The sequence below is a fragment of the Mycoplasma sp. 4423 genome, assembly GCF_054353855.1.
Genome location: NZ_JBTHHJ010000006.1, coordinates 12,142 through 38,290, shown reverse-complemented (window position 1 = coordinate 38,290; position 26,149 = coordinate 12,142). Strand labels below are relative to the sequence as shown.

The 26,149-nt window shown below is 28.3% G+C and carries 18 protein-coding genes; 9 read left to right on the top strand and 9 right to left on the bottom strand.

The features are described from left to right. Nucleotides 1-89: 89 nt before the first annotated feature. Nucleotides 90-1,481, top strand: a complete 1,392-nt coding sequence (locus ACXYRN_RS01695) for a hypothetical protein (RefSeq protein ID WP_458607433.1) — start codon at nt 90-92, stop codon at nt 1,479-1,481. Nucleotides 1,482-1,615: 134 nt separating this feature from the next. Here ACXYRN_RS01695 and ACXYRN_RS01690 read toward each other — a convergent pair whose 3' ends face one another. Then, complete coding sequence (locus ACXYRN_RS01690) at nt 1,616-1,789, bottom strand: hypothetical protein (RefSeq protein ID WP_458607432.1); 174 nt, start codon at nt 1,787-1,789, stop codon at nt 1,616-1,618. Nucleotides 1,790-1,948: 159 nt separating this feature from the next. Next, complete coding sequence (locus ACXYRN_RS01685; RefSeq protein WP_458607431.1) at nt 1,949-2,080, bottom strand: hypothetical protein; 132 nt, start codon at nt 2,078-2,080, stop codon at nt 1,949-1,951. A gap of 166 nt (nt 2,081-2,246) precedes the next feature. Here ACXYRN_RS01685 and ACXYRN_RS01680 point away from each other — a divergent pair, with 166 nt between their 5' ends. From ACXYRN_RS01680 to ACXYRN_RS01670, 3 genes are all read left to right on the top strand, one after another. Then, entirely contained in the window at nt 2,247-2,648 is a 402-nt protein-coding gene (locus tag ACXYRN_RS01680) for a hypothetical protein (RefSeq protein WP_458607430.1), read from the top strand. Nucleotides 2,649-2,829: 181 nt separating this feature from the next. Continuing rightward, the gene (locus tag ACXYRN_RS01675) at nt 2,830-10,839 is read left to right on the top strand and encodes an ABC transporter permease (protein ID WP_458607429.1); all 8,010 of its coding nucleotides are present in this window, start codon (nt 2,830-2,832) and stop codon (nt 10,837-10,839) included. Continuing rightward, a complete protein-coding gene (locus ACXYRN_RS01670; RefSeq protein ID WP_458607428.1) occupies nt 10,839-11,846 on the top strand; it encodes an ABC transporter ATP-binding protein in 1,008 nt (335 codons plus the stop codon). The genes ACXYRN_RS01675 and ACXYRN_RS01670 overlap by 1 nt, the downstream gene beginning before the upstream one ends. Nucleotides 11,847-11,872: 26 nt before the next feature. Here the strand turns inward: ACXYRN_RS01670 and ACXYRN_RS01665 are convergent, their stop codons facing one another. The 4 genes from ACXYRN_RS01665 to ACXYRN_RS01650 form a co-directional block, all read right to left on the bottom strand. Then, nucleotides 11,873-12,775, bottom strand: coding sequence for a type I phosphomannose isomerase catalytic subunit (locus ACXYRN_RS01665; protein WP_458607427.1), 903 nt, complete (start codon nt 12,773-12,775; stop codon nt 11,873-11,875). Continuing rightward, entirely contained in the window at nt 12,768-13,049 is a 282-nt protein-coding gene (locus ACXYRN_RS01660; protein ID WP_435128572.1) for a hypothetical protein, read from the bottom strand. Before ACXYRN_RS01660 ends, ACXYRN_RS01665 begins: the two co-directional genes overlap by 8 nt. Continuing rightward, a complete protein-coding gene (locus ACXYRN_RS01655; RefSeq protein WP_458607426.1) occupies nt 13,036-15,030 on the bottom strand; it encodes a PTS fructose transporter subunit IIABC in 1,995 nt (664 codons plus the stop codon). Before ACXYRN_RS01655 ends, ACXYRN_RS01660 begins: the two co-directional genes overlap by 14 nt. Nucleotides 15,031-15,109: 79 nt before the next feature. Then, nucleotides 15,110-15,952, bottom strand: coding sequence for a MurR/RpiR family transcriptional regulator (locus ACXYRN_RS01650; RefSeq protein WP_458597863.1), 843 nt, complete (start codon nt 15,950-15,952; stop codon nt 15,110-15,112). A 257-nt stretch (nt 15,953-16,209) separates the two neighbouring features. Here ACXYRN_RS01650 and pyk point away from each other — a divergent pair, with 257 nt between their 5' ends. From pyk to ACXYRN_RS01625, 5 genes are all read left to right on the top strand, one after another. Beyond that, the gene (gene pyk / locus ACXYRN_RS01645) at nt 16,210-17,643 is read left to right on the top strand and encodes a pyruvate kinase (RefSeq protein ID WP_458597865.1); all 1,434 of its coding nucleotides are present in this window, start codon (nt 16,210-16,212) and stop codon (nt 17,641-17,643) included. A gap of 165 nt (nt 17,644-17,808) precedes the next feature. Beyond that, nucleotides 17,809-19,236, top strand: a complete 1,428-nt coding sequence (locus ACXYRN_RS01640) for an HsdM family class I SAM-dependent methyltransferase (RefSeq protein ID WP_458607425.1) — start codon at nt 17,809-17,811, stop codon at nt 19,234-19,236. After that, on the top strand, nt 19,229-19,969 hold the full coding sequence (locus tag ACXYRN_RS01635; protein ID WP_458607424.1) for a hypothetical protein: 741 nt from the start codon (nt 19,229-19,231) through the stop codon (nt 19,967-19,969). Before ACXYRN_RS01640 ends, ACXYRN_RS01635 begins: the two co-directional genes overlap by 8 nt. Nucleotides 19,970-20,290: 321 nt before the next feature. Next, the gene (locus ACXYRN_RS01630) at nt 20,291-21,250 is read left to right on the top strand and encodes an adenine-specific methyltransferase EcoRI family protein (RefSeq protein WP_458607444.1); all 960 of its coding nucleotides are present in this window, start codon (nt 20,291-20,293) and stop codon (nt 21,248-21,250) included. Then, nucleotides 21,231-22,352: an HNH endonuclease family protein gene (locus ACXYRN_RS01625; protein ID WP_458607423.1), complete on the top strand. Its 1,122-nt coding sequence runs from the start codon at nt 21,231-21,233 to the stop codon at nt 22,350-22,352. The genes ACXYRN_RS01630 and ACXYRN_RS01625 overlap by 20 nt, the downstream gene beginning before the upstream one ends. A gap of 11 nt (nt 22,353-22,363) precedes the next feature. Here the strand turns inward: ACXYRN_RS01625 and ACXYRN_RS01620 are convergent, their stop codons facing one another. From ACXYRN_RS01620 to ACXYRN_RS01610, 3 genes are read right to left on the bottom strand one after another with little or no spacing between them, the layout of a single operon-like run. Beyond that, complete coding sequence (locus ACXYRN_RS01620; protein ID WP_458607422.1) at nt 22,364-23,950, bottom strand: APC family permease; 1,587 nt, start codon at nt 23,948-23,950, stop codon at nt 22,364-22,366. Next, entirely contained in the window at nt 23,940-24,731 is a 792-nt protein-coding gene (locus ACXYRN_RS01615; protein WP_458607421.1) for a Nif3-like dinuclear metal center hexameric protein, read from the bottom strand. Before ACXYRN_RS01615 ends, ACXYRN_RS01620 begins: the two co-directional genes overlap by 11 nt. After that, entirely contained in the window at nt 24,731-26,149 is a 1,419-nt protein-coding gene (locus ACXYRN_RS01610) for an RNA polymerase sigma factor (RefSeq protein WP_435129426.1), read from the bottom strand. The genes ACXYRN_RS01615 and ACXYRN_RS01610 overlap by 1 nt, the downstream gene beginning before the upstream one ends.

The following is a 26,149-nucleotide window of genomic DNA, read 5'->3' as shown; positions in this document are numbered from 1 at the left end:
ATAATTCTTATAAAGTTCCTTTTAGTTTACAAAAAAAATATAAATTTAGTTTATCAGAAAGTGCTTTTAATTCACTTGATTTAACTAGTTTGACTGTTTATAAAAACGAAAGTAGCAAAGAAATTTTTGGTAGTGCTGCATTTAATTGAACATCAGATCAAGTAAAGATTCTTTCAGATAAAGTTTTTGTATTTACTTTTGATGTTGAAAAACAAGTATATACCGAAAAGAAATCAACAAATAGTTCAAGTACACTTGATATTTTTGGTGGTGGTCAAAGTGAAATTTTAAATGCAGACGAAAATTTTGATGCTGGTAACTCTATACCAGCAACTAAGAAAATTTATATCCCTTTTAATCAATTGCATAAATTCTCTTTATCTGGTTTTCAAGAGCAAATTAAATATAAACTTAAATATCTCGATGTTGTTAATTCAGGTAGTAATGTAAACTTTTTAAAAAGAAAAGATTTAGCATCTAAAAACATTGCTTTTTCATACAACTTCAACTGAAATCAAAGTATTGACTTTAAAAACCAATTATCAGGTGGAAGCGATACAAGTACAGGAACATTAAAAAATACTGGAACTATTAGCAAATCTGATTTAGTTGCTGAAAGCAAGAAAGCTAACAAAAACACCAAAATAAGTTTTACTCAACAAAACTTCAACACTTTGCTAGACTATAATAATAACTTCTATAATTTTATCCATAGATATCCAAATACTAAGGAAAGTAAGAGGGAAACAAAATTTGTTTTATATAAAAATAATCAACAACAAAATATTCATTGATTTAAAACACGTAATTATCTTGAAAACTCATTGTTCAAAATCAATGAAGATAAGACATCTGCATCATTTACCCAAGATCTTAGTGAAATCAATACAAACGGAGTCCCTGATGATGATGTTATCATCTGATTGGTTTTTGAATTAGATATGAATACTGCTGCATATCGTGATATTAATGAAGTTTCAGATATTCGTTCTAAGGTTATTGTTCCTGTTTCCTTAAAAAATATTAAAGAACATAAACATGTATCAAATGTTGATTTTATGTTTGATTATGTTTCAGGCAAAAAGTCCTTACAGCAAGCATTATTTGCTAAAATTAAAAACAATGTAACATTTGCTTTACACTTTGAAAACAACATACTCAAACTTGTTTTAAAAACTAAAAACGGAACTAAATTTAATAACATCTTATCAATGCATAATCATTCAAACAGTCGCTCTGCTTTTATAAACCGTGTCGATGTTTTTGTTAATTGAATTCAAAGCATAACTGATAGCACACCTAAAATAACATTTAAACAAAAACATCAAATTGATAAAAACTCTATTTTAACATCATCAGAAGGTTACATCGATAAATATGATGTTAAGGTGCTTGCTGATTCAACAGATCATGGAGAACCAACTACAAACTTCTTACAAGATTCACCGAAAGAAAACGAACGAAGCAAAAGATTATATTAAGAAGATAATGTAGCACCTATCCAAGAAGCTAGAAGTAGAGTTTTTAGCATCAACCATCAAGCTGATGGAACCTGAAACATCATTGGTAAAGTAAGCGACAAAAAAGATGATTATAGATTCTATGCATTTGTTAATTATCACGTATGACATACAAATACATCTGATATAAATAAGGATTTATATAAAGTTTCTACCGATGCTTCTGGTGCAAAAATCATTACTGTACATAATGCAAAACTTATTGCACCAACTTTAATAAATCGTCCTGCTATTCCTAACTCAGTTGATAGATATCAACCTGTATACACACATATAAATTCAACCAATAATGAAGATTTTTATCACGATACAAAACTTACAGGTGATATTAATCCAACTGGTAATATTTATAGTTTTAAAATTCCTGAAAATGAAGCAGGTATTACATATAAAATCTTTTTAGATCTTTCTGCTAATGTTGCAAATGATTATGATGAATTTAAAAACACCGATGGTGAAGTAGTTGATCGCAAAGATCCAAATGCTAGTGATCATAACAAAAATAACAATGCAAATGTTGATACAATTATTGCAATAGTTGATTTTACCCCTATTTTCAAACATTTTAATTATCAAAACTTAGACACTTACACACATAATAATAAAAAGTTAACTACACAGGAAAAAGCTGCTATCAAGCATTTTCTAGATTTTCAAAACCTTAAACCAATCGATTTTTCAACATTATCATTATATGTTTCTTCGTTCGATAACTTAAACTTTTATATGGCTACCCTTCCAAAAAACCGAGCAAATGGTAATGCAGATTCTGCACCTGGTTTAAGATACCGCGAATATCTTATTGGAAATAATCCAATAAAAACAAGTTATTCTGTTTCAAATTATAACACACAGCGTCCTGCGATATGAGGACAAGTTAAAGATTACGATTGATTTAATGGTTCATCTGGTAGTGGTATATATGATTCAAAAGGTAAAATTGTTGGTTTGGATGCTAAGGGTGGTAGATGATCATCAAGTAATTTCTCTATTTTCGATACCCAAGAATACCAATACTGAGGTGCAAGTGGAGATTATATGAATCCACAATCATTTAAAGAAATTGTTTCAAAAATGGCATATTTATATCCACAAAGTTTTAGTAATCTTTATCCAGATAAAAAGTAAAACAAAAAGTTGTAGGTTAAACTGCGACTTTTTGTTTTACTTTCCGATTTTTTTCTTACAAATCCTGCTTTATCGTAGTGAAAAAATAAACTAATATATTGTTAAAAATATTATATAATTGTTTAATACTTTGTATTAAACTATTATATTATTTTAGTTTATATAATAAGGTAGGAGAAATATGTGAAACTTGTTTAAAGAAGTTTTTCGATCGCTATTTAAAAACAAAGCCATTGTTATTGGTTTAAGTATTCTTATATTTTTAACATCTGGTATTTTTACTGTATTATATGATACATCAAAAGCGATGCGAACTCAATTTAATAACTATAAAAAAATCTCTGTTGCACACGATTTAACTGTTGATTATAACCTTCCTGCTTCTGGACAAGCATTTAATGATGGATATTATATCAATGGTGAAACCAAATTTACTGGTGGTGCAGGTTATGATAAAGGAATTCGTTATGTCTCAGACGATGCATTTTCAGATAAGAAAATCATCGATTTTAACGAAATAACTGATCGTTATATAAATATTTCAAACTTCTTTAATGACAAAAGTGATAAGCATAAATATATTCTCAAAAATGATTTCTCTACTCTTTACAATACATATTCAGCATCAGATGATTCAGAATTCTTTGATTTAGATTATACAAAACCACAAAAGAAAATGCATTTTAAAAAGAATTATTTGATTAATCTTTACCAAAAAAATGATGATGGTAGTTTTTCACAAAGTGTTGTTACAAAAGAACTACATATTTTTGATAAATTTCACCTTGATAAACAATACAAGTTTTCTGATATTGCATTTATTAACTCTGAAAATCAAAATAATATATATTTTTCACAATTATCTGCTTTATATATTAATGCTGATACACATGAGGCTACCTTTGATTTTGTTAAAGGAAAACAATGAGAATTAACTGATGCAGTTGTTAAGATTGAAAATAATGAGTTGGCAAAGTTGCTTGGTTTGGTATCTTTAGTTAATAATCCATATGTATATATTATTGACGGTTCAAATAAACCTACACTATATACACATAATAAAGATGATGATATTACAAAATATATAAGTAAAGAAATAAAGGCTAACCTTAATTACTCAGATTTATTTTCTTCTCCATCTTTTGCTGTATCAAAAAAAGAAAAATTTGAATTTACCAAAAATGCTGATTATCTTATTCCGAATAAATGAGCCAAAATCCGACGTACTGAATCGTTTTTCTTACGTAAAGAATATGAAATTACATATGATAAAGAAAATCAATCAAAGTGAACTGGATCATATCGAACCTTTTTAGAAAATCAGATCCAACAAAATAACGGGGAAGTTCCAAATTACTTAAAACACTTTAGTTTTTGAGAAAAGGAAATTCTTATTTATAACATCCCTTTTGTTGATTCACAAAATGATGTTAAATTAGGACAAAAGGTTTTAATTTGAAGTAACAATCCTGCTGTTTCCTTAGACGAGATAAACCATAGTAAACTTTCATTAGCTCCTGATGAATATCAACCTACACCTTTTAAAAAAATTCTTTTTATTCTTGACAAACCAAAAACCATTGCTCAAATTGAAAACCGAATTATTGGTGAAACTAATTTTAATGAATTAATTAACAAAAATATTTTAGGGGATCGTTTCAATATTATAAAAAACGGGGCTTTAGATATTGTTAAGCACGAAATATATAATCAAATACAAAAATATGTTCCTGCTTCTGATATCGGGATTCGTCAAAGCATAACAGTTGATTCTTTTGATGAAAAAGGTAGTGGAAAAAATGTTTTTCATTTTGTTAATTTAGGTGATAGGAATCAAGAAATTAATGGTATTGCTAATAACATTGACAAATTAGTTAATGAGCAAAGTAGACCAACACAGATTTTAAATATTAAAGGTGATAATTCAAATAATGAAATTTCTTCTTTTTTTAAAACAAAAGAAGTAAATCCTTTTATTGCTTTTAAAATTATTGATCAACTCAGATTTAATGTCGAACCCATTGACAAATATATTCATATAGATCGCGAATATGCTCCATTAGAAATCGTTAACTCGCTAAATGGTGATATTCATAATATTGAAAATCAAAAAATTTACCATCTAACACGTTATCAAGGTCGCGATGATTTAAGAGATGATCAATATAACCAATTTATTAATTTAGGTTTTGTATGATTGAATCAAAATGATTTTTATTTAACTAAACCTGTTTATAATTCCAATAAAAAGATTTTAAATTGAATCAATGTAGAAATACCTGGTTTTGTTAATGGTAAGGTCCCAATTGATAAAATATTAAATTATCTAACTACAAACAATCTTACCGTTCAGGTTAAATTGAATACTTCTTCATATGTAGAAAAATCTGATCAATTTTCTAATACTGTTTATATCCCTTTTGGATACAGGGCTCCGCAAACAGATGTCTTAAACCAAGCATTTGCTGAAAAATCACTGAAACTTGGTGTTGAACGTATTGAACAAGCTTTATTAAACACTGACTTAGTTACTCAAGGTTTTATTCAAAAAGAAACTATATATTCTATTGTTCAAGCAGCAACATATACATTTGATAAAAACGATTTTGCTTCTATCTTCTCTAGTGGATTAATTAACCTTAATATTTTGCCAAAACTTGTATTAGACGGATTGTATTATATGTCACACGATCCAAATGGTGATTTTGCTAAAAAGTTATTCGTTGATATCTTTGAAAAAATTTATTCTTTAATCGAAAAAGCAGAACAAAACCACCAAACACCAAAAGAATTTATTAAAACAGAAATTAAAAAACTTTTTAATTTTATTTATTTAATTACAGGTAAAGATATAAAAAACGCTTTTGATTTAGATGTATTTATCGATTTTTCAAATGATATAAAAGCTACTATTAAAGCATTTATCAATATAATTAAGACTATTGATTTTAAAAAGTTTACCGATATTATTCAAAATTTCTTTGAAACTTCATATAACAAAACTATCAAAAATCCTGCATTCCCTGATACACACAGCAAAGATGGTAAACACAAACTAAGTATTTTTGATATTATTATTGCACTTTTAAAATCAATTGATTCAAATCAATTTAAAACTGCTTTAATTTCTCTTCTCGATACAATCAACCCGCAACTTATTCTTAATATCGGAGAAAAAAATAATATTTTCACTTCGATATTAGGACAAAGTACAAACCTCGTTAAAAAACTCACTGATATTATTTTTCTTTCTGATGACGGAAAATCCAAAGACTATACAAGATTTTTAAACGGGATTAAATTCTTTATTCGTGCATTTGATACAGATGTGTTTATCAAAACATTAGAAGAAAACCTAAAAATTTCTCATTTTGAAACAGAGCGATCAGAATTAGATATTCAAAAGAATGTTATTAAACTAAAAGAATATCAAGCACTTTCATATTTAACTAATAGTGATTTAACTTATGCCACATTAAAAGCATGATTTAATGTTCCAGGTTCCGATCGTGTCATCAAGACTGCACTAGCTAAGATGTTAAATCTTTCATTTAAAGGACAGAGTGTTGAAATAGGTGATAGTCAATATATTACTATACCTGCAAAAGATGATGATAAATTAGATTTTTTTGATTTATTAGATTTATTACAAGGTAGTGTTAGCTCACCTGCCAATTCACAAGTTACAGAAAATACATCAACTCAATCAACTGCAAGTACACCAAACTTAAGCACCTTAATTGAAAACATCTCACAATTAAACAGTATCGATTGACAAAAAATACCAAGTAATATTTTATCTCTTGCATATAAATATCTTGGATTAGCTAATAAAAATCAAGTTTGAAATAAGGAGAAAATTAATAACATTGTTCAAATTTGACATTACTTCTTTGATACTTTCGGGGAACAAGCAAGCAAAAATTCTGATTCATTACATTCTTTTTTCAAACTCGCCAATGCATACATTAATCAAGAACCTAATTTAGATTCAAATGTTTTTCTAACTATTTCATATAGTGTTATTTCAAAACTTTTAACTTTGAATTATAAAGATTATAACTACCTTATTGATATTCTTCCACTTTTAAAAGTATGATGAGAATTATTTAATCCAAAAATCAATGGTAGTTTACAGCAAAAACAAAAATTTGCTAATGACTTGCTAGCACTAGCAAATCAAAAAGACACTATTGATTCTTTTAATAGTTTTGAACTTTTTCTGCCTTCAACTCAAAATATAGTTGGTTCTGAACATACAAAATTTGGTATTACTCGTTCGCTCGCAAATCCAAAACAAATGCAAAGACTTTTCTTTGCAAAAGATAAAAATGGTAAATATTCTAACAAAGATTTACAAAATATTGTTGACCAAAATCCTGAATTTAAAAACTTCTTAAGTACATATGCATATGAAATCACAAAACTTTTTTCATATATTGCTTCAGAAGAACAATATGCACCATTTGATAAAGAAATCTCGGAATATGATGGAATCAAATTAAAATATAATACATTATTTGCTACTATGCAGGACGTTTTTGTTAATAAAGTTATTACCGATGATATTATTAAACATTATTATTTAATTAACAACTTTTTTAACCAATATTCATCAAATCTACAATTTCTCGATCAAATCGGGATACCACCGCTTATTACCAATAAAATATTAATCCGAAAACATCCACAAGCACTTATTTGATTACTAACTGATAAAAACAACATTGGAAAACCATCTGAAAATGATTCAAATGTTGGATACTTTTTAATTAATAAGATTATTGACTTTGAACAACTTCTTAGTTCTGGTAAAGAAAACACTTATGAATTTATTAATTCATTATTAGGTATTCCATTAGTGGTAAAAAATAAAAATGAAGAAAGTGGTAATGTAAATGATTCACAATCAGAAGTTATTGGTGGTAGCATCCCTTCTATTGAAAATGACTTTGTGTGGGAAATTTCTATTGATAATGATTTCTTCGTGAACATACTTAATGCAGTAACTGAAAATCCAAGTGAATACAAGTTTTTTGATATTAACCTTGGTGATGTTTTCTTTAAGTTACTTAACTCACTATCTTGGTTTAATAAAATTGACAACATTCTTGTATTTAACCAATCTGCTTCATATTTAGCAAAAGTAAATTATGCATATATGTTGCATAATCATAAAGAAATTTATGATGGTGAATTACCAGTTAATCCGATTGAGATGCTACAATTAATCGACAGTTTACCTGAAAAATATAAAATTAATGTAAATGGTTCGAAATACTTAATTATAGGTGATGACATCTCTTTTGATTACTTTTATCCTGTCTTAGATGAAAACAACTTACAAGTAGATACTAAATCTCAAGCTATTGTTTATGTAAATAACAAAGGATTCGATCGCATTCATCAAGCTTATCGTGGTAGTTTAGTTAAAGAATATTTAACAGTTAAAAACACTTCTAAATATACCAATAAACAACTTAAAAACATTATTGAAAAATATGTACAAAGTAAAATTGATGACACATCGAAGTTACAAAGAACATATTTATATAATGAATTAGACCCGATTAACCCGGAGCGTAGCATCCGTATTTCTTCAGTGCAAACTATTATCACCACCCTTAGTTATGTTTCAAATGTTATTCTAGCAATTTTGGTTTTCTTAGTAACCATTTCAGTTACATTTATTATCAAAAGATATATCGCAAACAAAAACAAAGTTATTGGAATTTTGATTGCACAAGGATATACACCACTTCAAATTTCACTTTCAATGACAACGTTTGCTTTCTTTACCATTTTTACCGGAAACTTGCTTGGGTATATCACTGGATTTTCGATGCAATCACTTGCAATAAAAATCCTTGATAATTATTGAACTGTTCCGATAGAAACACTTAATTTCTCTATTATTTCTTTTTTAGTTAATATTATAGTGCCGCTGCTTGCAATGTCAATTTTAATCATCGTTGTCTCATTAAGGTTGCTAAGATATAAATCAATTGACTTAATGTCCGGAATTGTTGATGTAAGCACTGGTGAAAGTTATCAAAAATATATTAAAGTATTTAAAAACCGTAGTGTTAAAACTAAATTTGGTGCATCGCTTATATTTAACAGTTTCTGAAAACTTGCTTCCTTTGGAATATCAGTTATTTTAGCATCTATTACTACTTCATTTGGTTTTGCAACTTTTGGAATCTTCAATAAAACAATTGATAAAACATACGAAAACCGCAAATATAACTATAAAATAGACTTAACAACACCAACTACTGAAGGTGGTTCATTAAAGATTTTAAATCCAGAAGATGTAAAGAACTCACTTTATGTTCCAATTGGTCGAGCAACAGAACTTAATGCATATCAAGCAGATTACTTTAAAAATGGTTATTCAACTGCTATTAATGTGCAAAATAAAAACGGAGAACCTACATTCAAAGATCCACATCTTATTACTCAGTTTTCAATTAATATCAAAATTGATTCATCAATTTCTATTGATCCATTCAGTGTTGTATTTCAATCCTTGCCTGATGTACAAAAATCCAGAATTATCCAAAGTCGTGATCAAATTGGTTATGCACTTACTAAAACACAAAAAGGACTCCCTTTCAAAGTTGAAAACGGCAAACAAACAAATAATGTTGATTTCGAAAAAGCACATCAACTTGGTTTAAATAACTTCTTTTTATATGTTCCAAGTGCAGATAACATCATCGATGGAAAATTCTTTGTAATGAACTGAAGCGATGATGATGGTAAATATAATCACAATGTTATTAAAACCACATATTTCCGCGATGAATATCGTGCTTTCTTGGTAAATGGTTATGAACAACTAGCAAAACAAGGTATATATGATTTTGACATCGTTTTCAATGGAGTTTATCTTGATCCTAGATATGATGAAACATATACCTATGTAGATAGTCAACTACCTAATGGTGAAAAAATACGTCTATATGGATATCGTCCTAATTCTAAAGAAATCGCTATTAAAAACGGTGATCAAAACTTATTAGCAGAAATTAATAATGACTTTGCTAACAATAATTTTGATTTGAATAAAGATATCCCGCTTGTTATAAACGAGGTTTCGGCACGTAAGTACCATTTAGCAATTGGTTCAATTCTTAATTTGGAACCTAAAAATCTTGTCTATCGCTTTCAAAATCGTATTAATAAAGCTTTAGGAAAACCAGTTATAACACCACATAAATATCGCTTTGTTGTTAAAGCAATCAATCAAACTTATATCAAAGATGAATTCATTATCCCTAAGAAAGCTGCTGATAAGTTGATTGGTTTAGATTCACTTGTCGATAAAGAATTTAATGGTCAAAATGATGATGCATACAAATTTAACGGTATTCTTTCAACTAATCCACTACCAATTCAACTTATTTGATCGGCTAACCTATACTCTGTTTCAGGTTACTCTGGATCTATTGCTTCCTTTTCTACTAAATCCATAACAGAAAAAGACAAAAAAGATTTATTCGATGGAATTTTCGGTTCAAAAAACACTGTTAAGAACTCTCCTGCTGATGGAGCAATGGCTGCGATGGGATATAGTGACTTAGATATAGCCAAATTCTTAGATCCAGATTATAATCCTAAGGATACACCTTTACAAGAGTTTTATCAAAAACAACGTAATTTAGCAGACATACAAATTGAAAAGTTTGCTAAAGAATTTGATAACCAACTCTTTATCCCTGTTGCTACTGGACTTGATTCAAAACAAATTGAAATTTCTTTCACACAAGGAATTTCAAGAACTGTACAAATCATTGTCACAATTATTACCATCCTTAGTTTCTTGATTTCTATAATAATTCTTATTATTATTTCAACCATACTAATTAATGAAAACGAGAAGAACATCGCAATTTGATCTATCTTAGGATACAATAACAAGGAAAAACTTAAAATGTTCTTTGGTATCTATATACCGTTTATTGTTATTTCTATTATTATTTCACTTCCTTTTGCTTACGGATTAATGGTATTCTTTGCTAACTTCCTTGCTACTGGTGCTGCTATTGCTATTCCTTTATCAATTACCCCATTAAACTTTATTTTCACTGCTTCAATCATATTTGGTGTCTTCTTAATCACAGCAATTCTTTCTTGATACAATATTAATAAAATTAAGGCAATTGACTTATTGAAAGGTAAATAATGAAACAAAAACAACCAAATCAGCAAAACAATGATCAAGAACCAAAAACACAGTTAATCATTGAATCTGAAGTAAAAACTCAAGAAATTATGCAAGAACCCAAAGAACCTGCAACAATTTCTAAAAAAGTTTCTGATGTTAAAATCAACCCTAAAAATGTTTTTGAAATCCTAGATGCTGAATCTGATTCTAAGGAAATGATTGTAGATCGTAAAATTGCTCGAATTTTAAAAATTGCTGCAAATAAAAAACGCCCTAGGGACGAACATTTTGATTTAAAAAACACTGAAGATAATATCATCGAAGTTCGTAATGTTTCAAAATATTATTTATCTGGTTATAAAGTAACCCATGTACTTAAGAATGTTTCATTAAACATCAAAAAAGGTGAATTTATAATGATTTTTGGTAAGTCTGGTGGCGGTAAGTCTACCTTGCTAAACTTAATCAGCGGACTCGATCGACCTTCTCGTGGAGATGTGATAGTTTGTGATGAAAACCTACCTTATTTAAGCGATTTGAAACTTACTTTATTTCGAAGAAAAAATGTAAGTTTTATCTTCCAAAACTACAACTTACTTCAAAACCTATCAGGTTATGATAATGTGCAAACTGGTGCTTATTTACAAAAAGATCCAGATAAAAAACTTGATATCAACGAATTATTTAAAGAATTTGATATGGAATCAGTTATGAATAAATACCCATCACAGATGTCGGGTGGACAACAACAACGGATATCAATTTTGCGTGCTTTAGCAAAAAATTCAGCAATTATATTTGCTGATGAACCTACAGCTGCTTTGGATGAAAAAACTACCGGAATTGTGCTGTCATATTTATTTAACATCAATAAAAAATATGGAACTACCATAGTTATGGTTACTCATAACCCTGCAATTGAAGCAATTGCTGATCGGGTAATTCATGTACAAGATGGAAAAATCAAACGAACTAAAATCAATCCAAATCCAACTGACCCAACCACAATTAACTGAGAAACTTAAAAAAACCTATCTTTATGGATAGGTTTTTATAACACATTAATAAATATTTTCATAGAACCTTTTATTAATACATCTTTTAAAGCATAACTAACAAGTAAAACATCCCCTGCTCTTATAGCAACATCATTAATAAAACCAATACCTGAATAAACAACTATTTCCAAACAATGCTTCGCTTTGTTTTTGATCTTTATCTCTTCATTATTTAAATCATATACCGATAAATTAAAGTTTGCCGCATTATATAAGGCGTTTTTTTGGTATTTTTGAATTTTTGGTTGAAGTTCTAATTTCATCGTTTCTAGTGATTGATCGCTATGTATTTGTCGCATTTTTCCGTTCTCATCGACTCTTTGGTAATCATAAAGCCGATATGTAATATCACTAGATTGTTGTAATTCATATACCATTGTTTCAGATGGGATTCCATGGACTAATCCTGCTTGAATAAAAACAAAATCACCGATTTGCAAACCCACTTTATTTAAATATTGTTCAATATCCGAAGAATTAATTGATTTAGATATCTTTTCTTTTTGATCTGTATTCGTCCCTAAAATAAAGGGCTGATGATTGTTTTTTAAAACATACCAACACTCATTTTTACCTAATGAACCAAATGCTTTTGCGTAGTTATCATCAGGGTGTACTTGGATACTTAATGGATGCTTCGCATCCAAAAACTTAGTTAAATTCGGATATATAAATGATTGAGCTTGCTTTTTTGTTAAACCGAAAAATTCTGAATGACTTTTGATAAATTCATTTAAGGTTTGCTTTGTATGTGCAACTACAGATTCACAATCTTTGATTGCTGATATCAATCACGCTTCACCAGCATTAAAATCCAAACGATACATTTGTTTAATATTATTATTAGCTCATAATGTTTGTTTAAAATAAGGTTTTAAAAAGATAATTTTATTCATTGTTTCTTAATTTCTTATTAAAAGCAGAGTTAGCAAATAATGCTAATAAAATAAGTAATAATCCTGATAGAACTAACAAGAATATCCCGTAGATAAATTGTGAAATGTTTATAACACTTTTCCCTTTTGCAATTGCATTAGCAACAAACATTTTATATTCTGGTGCCCCAAGAGCAGTTAAAGTGATACCTACAATTAGCAAAACTACTGCAACAAAAATAATAGTATATAGGATTATCCAATCTTTATATTTTAAAAACTTAGTTTTTAGCATTTTTGCCTTTCTTTCAGAAATTGATTTTTGATAATGCTGCTGCAAACTTAGAATCCTTGTTAATTTCCTTGTCTTTTCAAAAACCATAAATTAATGCTGTAATAGTAGTTCCGATGATAATAGCAATAAAATAAAATAGAATACCAAGTCCAGTTCCGTGTACATTCGAACCTACTGCACCTAAAATTGCTACAATTGGTCCACCATGCGCTGCTGCATTAGTCACTGATAAAGCACCTGCAATTCCCCCTGCTACTGCTGAACCAATTACATTTGCTGTAATAACTCTTTTTGGATCAGCAACAGCAAATGGAATAGCCCCTTCTGAAATACCAATAAATCCCATCAAAATAGCTGATGCACCCAGTGATTTTTCATTATTGCTAAATTTCTTTCTAAAAATCAAGGTAGCAAAACCCATTCCAAGTGGAGCAACAGGAATTGCAGCACCTACCATACCCATAGGTTCAAATATACTTTGTGTTACAAGTGCAGATGATGATAAAAATGCAACCTTATTTATCGGACCACCCATATCAAAACCTGCCATTCCACCTAATAAAATACCGAGCAACAATGCAATTCATATTCCGATGTTAGAATCTTTTGTAAAGATATGTTTTAAAGCTTCAATAAAGCGATCCATCACATAACCTATTGGAGCTCCTATGACAAAAATTACAAGCATAGAGTAAAATAAAGTTACTCCGATTGGTATTACAAACATAGGTATAATAGCAGAAATTGATTTTTGAATTTTTAAATTAGCAATCCACTTAACAGTATAACCTATTAATAATCCAAACAGAATACTTCCGACAAACCCCATCGGGGTTGCTGCTGAAATTCCACCTATGCTAAAGAATAAATCATTTTTATTAGCAATAAACGATACTACAAAACCAGGCATAATTGCAGCTCGTCCTGCAATTGAATATGCTATATATCCACCTAATGCACCAATCATCAAGGTAAATGAAACAACCCCGATTTCAAGCAGCCATCATAGGAAATCTCCTTTTGGAGCAGATGTATTATTTCCATAAATAGCTTTACCTAATCCTAAGGAAATCGCTATCATAATACCACCAAATATAACATACGGAATCATATATGATATCCCTTTGATAATATGCTTTAAAACTCCTTGTTTGGTATCATCTTTACTTTTTTCTACCTTATTTTCATTATGATAGATTTGTGCCAGCGATGCTTTTTGTATAACAATATCTGGATTGTGAATTGCCTCTTTTGTTGATGTTACATAGACTTTTTTACCATCAAAATCTTCTAAGGGAATTTTAACATCAGAAGCAATAATTACAAATTCTGCATCTTTGATGTCTTGCTGTGTAAGTTGATTTTGAATTCCGACTGATCCACGTGTTTCTATTTTAGGTTGATATCCTAATTCACTTAACTTATTATGTAGTGTCTCTGCTGATAAATATGTATGAGCAATACCGACTGCACAAGATGTAATTCCGATTACTTTTTTGCCCTGTTTTGATGCTGTAGTTGCTAAATCTTTATTTTCTAAATACGAATCGATGAGATTGTATATTCGGCTGACATCATTACTTGTTTGTAGTTCTTCGGTTGTTTGTAAATCAAGTAAAATAGTAGAAACCTTAGCTAAAGTATGCATATGCAAGTTATTTTTGTTTTCTTTTGGAATCAAAATCACAAACATATTATGTACATCACTTTTATCAAAGGTATCTCATGAAATTGGTGTCTTTGATTTAATGAAAAACAAAGCAGGTTGCAAAATACTTTCAGATTGACAATGAGGGATTGCAAATCCTTTTTCCATTCCTGTTGAAAACTCTTTTTCTCGCTGCTGTAATGCAGCAAAAGTTTTTTCAACAGAAATGGAAATTGAAAGTTCATTTGCTTTATTTGCGATGAAATTGAATACTTCTGATTTATCATTAAATGATTTATCTATAAAGATGTATTCAGATTTAAATACTTTCATTTTTCCTCCTGTAACAATTCTATCTTTTGTTATTTATAGGAAGGATAAAAGAAAAAAATTTCTCTATATGAATTAAAAATTAGAAATTATTTTTATTTCATGCATTAAGAATTTTGATATTTTCAGCATATTTTGAATCATAATTTTTAACTTTAAGATGTGAAATTAACAAGAAAATTAAATCAGCAATAAATTGTTGGTTAATTTTTGATGATATTGAAATAAATCGTTTGTTTTGCTCCAGCGTCGAATACAAAATTACATTATCATATTTTTCTTTTGCTTGCTTATTTGCACTGATAAGTGCGAATTTAATATTGTTTTGCATAAATAAATCAACTGCAAATTTAATTTCCTTGGTATCACACGATTTAGAAAACAAAACCACAAATTTATTTTCTATATCTTTTTGACTTGAAATCAATAATAGTGAATGAAAATCTCTAAATGCAATAGCATTTACACCTATTTTTTGCAAATTTATCCCTAATTCAGATGCAGATAAATAAGAACTTCCTGCTCCATATAAATATACTTTATCTGATTGTATTATGTTGTGTACACAGTTATTAACATCATTTAAGTTGATTAAATGTGATGTTCGAAAAATACTTTCTTTATAAAACAAAAACAACTGTTTTAGAATAAATTTTGGATAATCTTGTTTTTCATTGGAATTTAAATCAGTATTTAAATAATTATGATAAACAAAAAATTGCATATCTTTTAATGAATCAAAATTAAGCTTTTTAGCTAGTTTTGATATTACCGAAATAGATATATCAGTTTTATTACTAAGTTGTTTAATTGATGATTTATAAAACTCATCAGGATATAACGATGCAAATTCAATTAAATTCATTTCGGTTTTAGTTAATTCATCAAGTTGTCTTTTAGAAAAATATGTTGATTCTTGCTTCATAATGTAATTTTACTGCAAGTTTTGCTTTTTTAATGTGTTTATGGAAATATTTTTAATAAATTAAGAAAATTTAAATTTTTTACTACAAAATATAGCAAAAACATCCGTATATAAACATAATCTTATAAAAAAATACACAAAATTATATTTATATTTGTTCAAAAAGTTGCATAAATTTGCTATAAAGAAAAAATGCTGCTAAAAAAATATAATATTTTTGGTACAATAAATAATATATCAATAATAAGGAGAATTAAATGAAACTAACCGACAAAAGAACAAAATTAGTCGCTACAATCGGTCCTTCTAGCGATAATTTGGAAATGATGCGTTCTCTTGTTTTAAATGGTGCTTCAACCATTAGAGCAAACTTTAGTCATGGTTCATATGAAGAACAATTAAATAAATTTAATCTTGCAAAACAAGTATCTAAGGAATTAAATATCCCTATTTCATTAATGTTAGATACCAAAGGTCCTGAAATCAGAATCGGAAAAATGAAAGATGGGATGCAAGTGATAAGTGCTGGTAGTGAAGTTTTAATTCATACCACAGCAGATAAATATGCAACTTTCGAAGGGACTCCAACTGAAATAACAGTTGCATATGATATGTCACAAGATTTATGTGTTGGTAACGAAGTTCTAATCGATGATGGAAAACTTACTACAGTTGTAATTGAAGTAGGAACTGGATTTGTAAAAGTCCGTGCAGAAAATACTCATAAAGTTAAGACTAACAAACGTGTTAATTTGCCTGGTGTAGACTTTTCTCTACCATTTTTATCAACAAAGGATATTGAAGATGTTAAATTTGGGATTAAACAAAATGTTGATTATATAGCAGCTTCATTTGTTAATACAGCAAAAAATGTAAAAGATCTAAGAAAACTTTTAGATGAAAATGGGGGCAGTCACATTCAAATTATTTCAAAAATCGAATCACACCTTGGATGCATTAATATCGATGATATTATCAAGGAATCTGATGGAATCATGGTTGCTCGTGGTGATTTAGGTCTTGAAATCCCTTACTACGATGTCCCATATTACCAAAAGAAAATTATTCGTAAGTGTCGGGAAGCAGGTAAACCAGTTATTGTAGCAACCCAAATGCTGGATTCAATGGAAAATTCACCACACCCGACCCGCGCTGAAGTTACAGATGTTTACTATGCAGTTGAATTAGGAACCGATTCAACAATGCTCTCAGGCGAAAGTGCAAACGGATCATTCCCCCTTGAAGCTGTTAAAACAATGACTAATATTTCTAAACGTGCTGAAAAAGAATTTTATTCTAGACACTACTACGGAAGACAACTTGAAAGTGTTTGAAATAACTCTAATCAACACGATAAAAGAACCCAAATTGCTTACCACATAGCAAAAAAAGTAAAAGATGGAGATTATAAATATGTTGTAGTTCTTTCAAGAACTGGACATCTCTTAAAACATGTTTCTAAGTTCCGTCCTAATACAATTACTATTGGATTGGTAGATAATGAAAAACTTATAAATGGTTTCGGTATCTACTCAGGTGTCTTTGTATCAGTAGATTCAAAGAAACTATTTAATGAAATCAAGGCGGATTATAATAAAGCTCAATTAGCCTTAGTTCCTTACGGAATTCAAAAAGGTGATAAATTCTTAGTAGTAGAAAACGAGAAATTTACCGAACATACAGTGGAATAAGAAATTTTATAATTAAGAAACATTATACTTAGATGAATTTAAACACAGTGTATCGTAATACACAGTGTTTTTGTATGACATTATCACTATACTCTGCTTTTTTATATATTTTAAATCACTTAACATTATTATATAAGAATGATCAATTAATGATAAAATAAAAATATGAGCAAAGTAAAATATTTAGGAGAAGTTTATACACCCAAGAATGTTGTTGATATGATGCTAGATAATATATCTTATAAAGATGACATTATTCTTAACAAACATATTATTGATAACTCTTGTGGTGATGGGGCATTCTTAAAAGAAATTGTTAATCGGTATTGTGATGCTTATTATCAAAAAAACGGTAGCTATGATAATATAGAAAAAGATTTATCTAAATACATACACGGTATCGAGATACAAACAGATAAAGTTGAACAATGTATAAATAATTTAGATTCTATTTTAAAAGAAAGAAGAATAAAAGAAGTTTGATGAGATATATTAAATGCAGATTCAATACAAATCGATAAATATAACAATAAAATGGATTATGTTGTCGGAAATCCTCCATATGTTAGAATCCATAATCTAGCGAAAAATTATGATGCTGTTAAATCGATGAAGTTTTCGAGCAAAGGGATGACAGATTTATTTATAGTTTTTTATGAAATAGGAATTAATATGCTTAATGATACTGGAATATTAAGTTATATAACACCTACATCTATTACAAACAGCAGAGCAGGAACAAATTTCAGAAAATATATTATCGATAATTTTCATTTTGAAAGTTTTATCAACCTTAAGCATTACCAACCTTTTCAAGGCATTACTGCTTATACTGGTATATTTACCTTAAATAAATCAAAAAAGAATGAAACAACTAAATATTTTCAATGATCAGGTTTGGGTAAAAAGGAATTTATATCTGAATTAAGTCCAAATATTTATTTTATTAATAATAACTTCTATTTTTCGAACATAGAAAATCTAAACACCATTAAGAAGATAATAACATTTCCGGATAAAAAATGCAAAAACTTTTTTGTAAAAAACGGAATAGCAACTCTTGCTGATAAAATATTTATTAGTAAAAATTTTTTATTTGATTCAAAATATATTATCCCTGCATACAAAGCTTCGACAGGTAATTATGAAAGTATAATCTTTCCTTATGATATCAATGGTAATTTAAAAAATTTTTCTTCTTTTGAAAAGAATTTGCAAGATTATTTTTTATACAACAAGGATGTTCTTAATGCACGAAGTATAGAAAAAAATGGCATCTGATATGGTTTTGGAAGGACACAGGCTATAAAAGATGTATATAAGGAAAAAATATCTATAAACACCCTGATAAAAGCACAAAAAGATATTAAACTAAATATTATAGATCCTGGAACTGCAATTTACTCTGGACTTTACATTACCGGCGATATTTCTTTTAAAAAGATAAAAGAAATATTAGATGAAGATTTTATTAAATACATTGAAATTTTAGGTAAATATAAAAACGGTGGTTATTACACCTTTTCAACTAGTGATTTTAAAAAATATATATGTTATAAACTATATGCAGAATGTTTGGATAATAATGAATAATAAGATTTTAGAAATTTTAAAAGATAGTTTTGTTTCTTATATTATCAATGGTTCAAGAAGTAATAGGAAGCTAAAAATTTTGCACAGTCAGATTGCAATGGATATAATTAGCAAATTAAAACAACTTCAAGATAAAAATGATATCTACAAAGTTGTTTCATTAGATTTAAAAGATGGCAAAGAAGAGAAGATTTGTGGTAGATATATGGATAAAACAGTTGATATATTGATAAAGAAAAACGATGTAAATTTCGCTGCAGTCGGGGTAAAATTTATTATGTCTAATTTTAAACAAAATAAAAATAATTATTTTGAAAATTTATTAGGGGAAGTAGCAAACATCCGAAGTGCAAATATTCCTTATTATCAAATCTTGTTTATACCTGAAAAACTTCCTTACATTTCTAAGAATGCTGGCATTATCAAAAAATGAGAAACAGTTACTGAAAATGACTTAATCAAATACAGAATATTAGGTAAAGATAATACAAAAATATATTTTCACTCCCCTGAAAAAATGTTTATCGGTATTATTGATTTTAATTATGATAATATAGATTTTAAAGACTATGAAACTTTTTCTACATTTTTCCTTGATATAAAACATAATAACAAATTATCCTTCTCTAAAATACCTTCATATGATAAAAATACACAAGCAGATTCAAATTTAATAATAAACGATTATGAATTATTTATTCAAAAAGTTGTTTTTCACATCCTTTCGATTTAATAATAAAGTATCATAACCTTGTTTTTGAAACTTCTTTGGTATTTAAATGTATTTTTACTATAAATTTTCTCTTTTAGACAATGTAACAGCGAAATTAGAAATTTTAGTTTATAATTTATATAAATATTTTTTATGTTAAATACAAAGTATTAAACATAAAAAATAAGAAAGGAAGTTAAAATATGAAACTTATAAGTACTGCTCATATATATATATATAGAAGTGTAATTAAATATTTTAACTTGCTAAAAATTCAAACAGCTTGTATTTTTAATACAAGTTGTTTTCTATATAAATTTAGCAAGTTAAAGGGGGTGTGTTATTAAAATAACAGATTCCCAAAATAAGAACAATAATCTTCATTCGGCAAAAAGAGCAAAAAACGATGAATTTTTCACTTTATATGAAGATGTAGCGAATGAAATAAAATATTATGAAAATTTTCTACAAAATAAGCACATTTTATTTCCTTGTGATTATGATTACGATACTTTAAAAGAATCGCAAAAACAAGAATATCGAGAAAAAGGTTTTGTAAATGGTATTAATGATAATTTTGCTTTTTCTCGCTTTTTCAATGCTAAAAATCAAGGAAATGATTTTAATAAAGGTTGAAATAATATATTACATTTTAGTAGTTATAATCCAGAAACAAATGAAGGAACTACTTTTCAAACAAGCATCCCAGAATTTGCTAAAAAACATCCTTATGGTGTAGTTATAACAAATCCTCCATTTTCTCTATTAAGAGAATTTATAAATTTACTAATTGAAAATAATTTGAAATTCCTTATTATTGGTAATAAAAATGGAATTTCTTATAAAGACATCTTTAAATTAATAAAAGAAAATAAGGTTTGATTAGGAATTACAAGTCCCGGGGACTTTGTTACAGGTGAACAACCAACAAAAAGTCTTAAAGGTTTAACTCGTTGATTTACTAACATTGAAAACACAACAAGAGAAACTAAATTAATGTTATCTAAAAGTTGAGCAGAAAACCCCGAATATTATCAAAAATATGACAACTACAATGCAATTAATGTTAATAAAGTTATTGATATTCCATATGATTATGATGGAGCTATTGGAGTACCTATTACATTTTTAGATAAATACAATCCAGACCAATTTGAGATCATTGGTAAAATGTCTACAACAAAATTAGATGAATTTGAATTAGGTTACCCTTTTATAAATAAAAAAAGAATATATAGTAGAATAATAATCAAAAACAAAAATCCGCAAAGGATGGTGAATAATGGAAACAAAAGAGTTTAACATAAAAGAATTAGTTGATAAAACTAATTCAGGTGATATTATAAGTGATATAACATTACAAAGAGAAATTATTTATAGCTCAGAAAAACAATCGTTAGTTATAGATACTTTGATGAAAAAACTTGTTCTTCCTCCTATTATTTTGTGAAAATTAAATGATAATAAGTTAGAAGTAATCGATGGAAAACAAAGAATTCATTCTATAAAGAAATATATAAATAACGAAATTACTTGAAATGGTCAAAATTTTAATGAACTTGGTAAAAGCGACAAAGCTAAGCAAGATGAATTTAGTAAAATGAAAATTAGCGCTGTAATTCATACAGGAACCGAAGAAGAAAAACGAACCGCTTTTTATCGAATAAACACTTGTGGTGTTCCTTTAAGTGAGTTTGAAGTTATAAACGGATTGGTAGATAACAAATTCATCCAAGAATTAAACCAATATGTAAAAGATAACAAAAAATTAAGAAATCTCTTTGGTGAAACAAACTCAAGAGGAAAATATCAATTTATCATTTTAAAACTTGTTTCTAAACTTTCTAATGTGGAAAATATAGCAAAATGAATGAAGAATCAAGAAAGTTTTAGCAATCATAGTATAAACATAAATAAAATGCTACGATTTATCGAGAAAATTTTCCCACAGATTAACAATAAATATAAAGATATCCCTCTTCTTTTAAAACTTGCAGATAAATATAAGGATAAACAATCTCAAATTCTACAAAATGCAGTGCAAATAAAAGCACAAATAACATTGTTTTATAAAGATAAAGATTTAATGAAAATAATCGATACAAAACAAAAAGAGAAATATTTCATCGAACTTCTTGAATTAAAAACTACGGATGTAGATAAACGAAGATTCTTCAATCTAGAAGAAAAGGAAACTTTATTTAATAAAAATAAAATAAATAAACCAGATAGCAACTTAGTTGTTGCTAAGTGTGCTAAATGTTTAAATGAATTTGAAAAATCTAATTTAGAAATGGATCATATTATTCCATGGAGCTTAGGTGGCCCAACTAATTTATCAAATGCTCAATTACTTTGCAAAAGTTGTAATAGTTCTAAAGGTAACAAAGAAAACACAGTTTAACTGTGTTTTCTTTATCAAATAAGTCTATTTGAAATAACGTTATCTGTTTGTGAATCAGATTGTTCTTCTTTGTTTTCTACTACTTCTTGTTCTTCTTTTTCTTCTTGTGCATCTAACATAATTAAGGTGCTAAAGTTTTTAACTAGGTTGTTTTTGAATACTGCTTTTTCTAATGCATAATTAATTGCTGGTAGACTAAATAATAAAATTAAGTTTAAAAAGTAGTATAAAACAGGTAAGTAGTTGGGTATCAATCCACCTTTATTTTGGTCGTAGAATACTCCCCATCCATTTGGATTGGTTGTATTTGAACCTAAGAATGTAAAAATAACCACTAAGTATACTATTTCAGCAACTGCTATTCCTGTGACAGCCAATGCAGCAGAAATATAAAATACTCATTTATTAATCTTATTAGTTTCGCTAATTTTATGTCTTTTTATTGCGTATAATAAAATTACCAGTGCATAAATATTAAAGAAGAATAAGGTTGGATAATTTGATACTGCATCGATTAAGATATCAGTATTTAATACAATTGCAGGGATGTAAATTAAAACACCTCAAAATGCAAAAATAATTGTGATGTAAATTCAAAATGTTTTTTGTAATCCAAAACGTTTAATCAAAGCTCTTGATCCAAAGTATAGTTTGGCTTTTACAGTATTATGGGTTTCATTAATAAATGCTGCACTAAGTCCGTTTAAAACCCCAAATGTTGAGATTAAAATAAAGAATCAAATAATAGGACTGATGTATGCTGCAACTGATTTAGGTAAAGTATCTGATAATAACCCACCGATGTTACCTTGATTATGTAAAATTGATGAAAGTGCAATTAAGGTGTATATTACCACCACAAAAGCCATTCCAAAGAAAATTGCCTTCGGTACATTTTTGTTCGGTTTTTTAATCTTATGTGACATTGATGCATTACCTAAGAAAGCATCGTAAGCAAATAATACAGCAGGTAAAGCAGCAACCAATCCTTTGATGCTAAATGATTTACCTATAATGGTAAATGCATTTACTCCACCAGCATTATGTACATTTGGTAGCACAATTCCGATGAATAACGCTACTAATATAGGTACAAATTTTAATATAGTAAAAAATGACTGTAATTGCCCTGATGTTCGAGTTGATGCATAGTTTAGTAGCATAAACACGATCATAAATAACAATCCAATAATAATATGAACCACACTATGAATATGTGAAGTATCGAGTTTTGAAGCAGCACCAATGAATGTGAATCATACTTCAGACCCAAAGATTCCAAGTAGTGCATTTAAAGCACCAAAGTAAAATGTTGAAAATGATATGGATGTAAAGTATCCAAGTCGTGAACCACCTACTTTAAAGGCTCAATTTGATAAACCTGTCAGTTTTGTGTTCTTAAATGATCCAATTTCAGCAAATGATAATGCTGCTGTAAGTGAAATTAAACCTCCTACTATTCATGCTAGTAATCAAGTGACTCCATCTCCTCCTGTGGTCCTAGAAATAGAACCATTTTTGAAGAAGATACCAATTCCGACAACAGAACCGATTACTAACATTAAGGAGAAAAATAAACCAATTTTTTTATGTTTCATTACTTCCTTTTATGTTTTGATATGGTATTTTTAGTTTGTATATATGTATTTTAAGATTATGAAATTTTGCTTGCAAAATTTCTTGTATATGGTTTGTAAACACCTGTTCTACTAGGTGCGGGATTGCTAGAACAGCAATTTTATGTTCTTTATATGTAATTCAATCACTTCATTTAACATCTGATGTGATAAATAATGCATTAGGATATTTTTTAGCTAACTGATTGATTGTTATAATATCACCTGAACCTGCTAAAATAACACAATATGAGTATTTATATTCTAAATCAGATGCGTTGCTTTGAAAGTTAGATAAATTTAAATATTCCCAAAAAAGTTTTTGCACATCTGAAATAGATATTTTTTTAGCAATTATCGCTGTGTATCTAGGACCTTCAGAAATTACATAGTTTGATAAATTTATCGCTTTTGCAATTTGATATGAAGTTCCATTTACATCAAAATCATAGTTTGTATGCATTGAATATGCACTAATTTTATTTTTAACCAACCCTTTTTTGATTTGTTTTTTATACTCTGCTTTTTGTAGCATATCAGTTTTTGTTTTTTCAAACAAAAACGGATGGTGGGTGATAATCAAATTGCACTGATTTTCTAATGCAAAGTTATAAACATCAGATGTTAAATCAATAGCTAATACAACTGCTGTTACTTTTTTATTTTTGTTTGCTTTTAAAGCATATCCAGATGGATCTCATATTTCTTTATTAGACAAAGGAAATAGACTTTCTAGATATTCTATAATAGTATTTACGGACATTAATATCTTAAATAATCCCTTAAATTTTTACCGTATTTAGGATTTCCTTTCAATTTACGTAAAATCTTGTTTTCAATTTGTCTAATTCTTTCTTTTGAAACATTGTTACGCATTTTTGCTAGTTCTTCTAAGGAATGAATCCGATACCGTTGTCCGTTTTCATCATATCCTATTCCATAGCGACGACATATAAGTTCTTTTTCTTCTTTTTCTAAATAATTATCAATCATATCAAGCAAAATAGTATGTAACTCCTCGTGGGCCGCAAAATCCACTGGATTAATAACTACTTCATCCTTAACAAAATCACTAAACGATGAATCATTTTCTTTTCCTACTTGTTTGTCAAGTGAAATAGGATCAATATTTATTTTTTTAATGTAACCAACTCTTTCAGCAGTGAAATCACCACCAATACGCTCGGCAATTTGTGCTAAGGTAGGTTCATTACCTAACTCATGTTGCAATTCACGTTCGATTTTAGATACCTTATTAATGGTTTCTACCATATGAACTGGGACTCTAATGGTTCGTGCTTGATCAGCTACAGCACGGGTGATAGCTTGTCTAATTCATCATGTTGCATAAGTTGAAAACTTATATCCTTTATTAACATCATATTTTTGTACTGCTTTCATAATCCCTTGATTTCCCTCGGAAATCAAATCAATAAATGAAAGTCCGCGGTTTTTATATTTTTTAGCATTATTAATCACAAGACGCAGGTTTCTTAAAATTAATTTATCCCGAGCTCTTTTACCACGAAAACCACCACGGTCCATTTCTTTGGATAATTGTACTTCTTCTTCTTCAGTTAATAGTTTTCCATACTTACCAATTCAACGCATATATCATTTGACAATATCATTTGTTTCAGTAAGTTTGTTAGTTAAATTACGTGCTTTTTTATTCTCGGTTTCTAGCAAAGTTGCTTGTGAACCTAAGGTTTCTAAATCAAAGTCACCAAAACTAAATTCATCATCAGAAGCATCATCAAAAAACATCGAATCTTCTTCTTCAGGTTCTTCATCTTTTTCTTCATCTTCTTCATCATCTGTTGATAATGATTCTAAATCATAATTAGGTTCTTCGGTGTCTTCTGAAAAATCTTCATCTGCATCAAATTCATCTAATGGAAAATCTACATCATCTAAATCTAGAGTATCGGATTTGAAATTAGGTTCCAATTCTTCTTCGATTTGGTCTCTGCTAACTGCATCTAAATCACCTGCATCACTGTGGTTTTCTAAAATATTTGCTTGAAATAAAGCATCTAAAAAATCATCGTTTTCTTCTGCATCAACATATATATTATGATTTAATAAAATGTCAAACACTTTTTCTTGAGAAAAATGATTTGTTTTAGATTTTTTCATCTCTGTTTTTAAAAGCTTGATAACATCTTTGTAATCTGACAT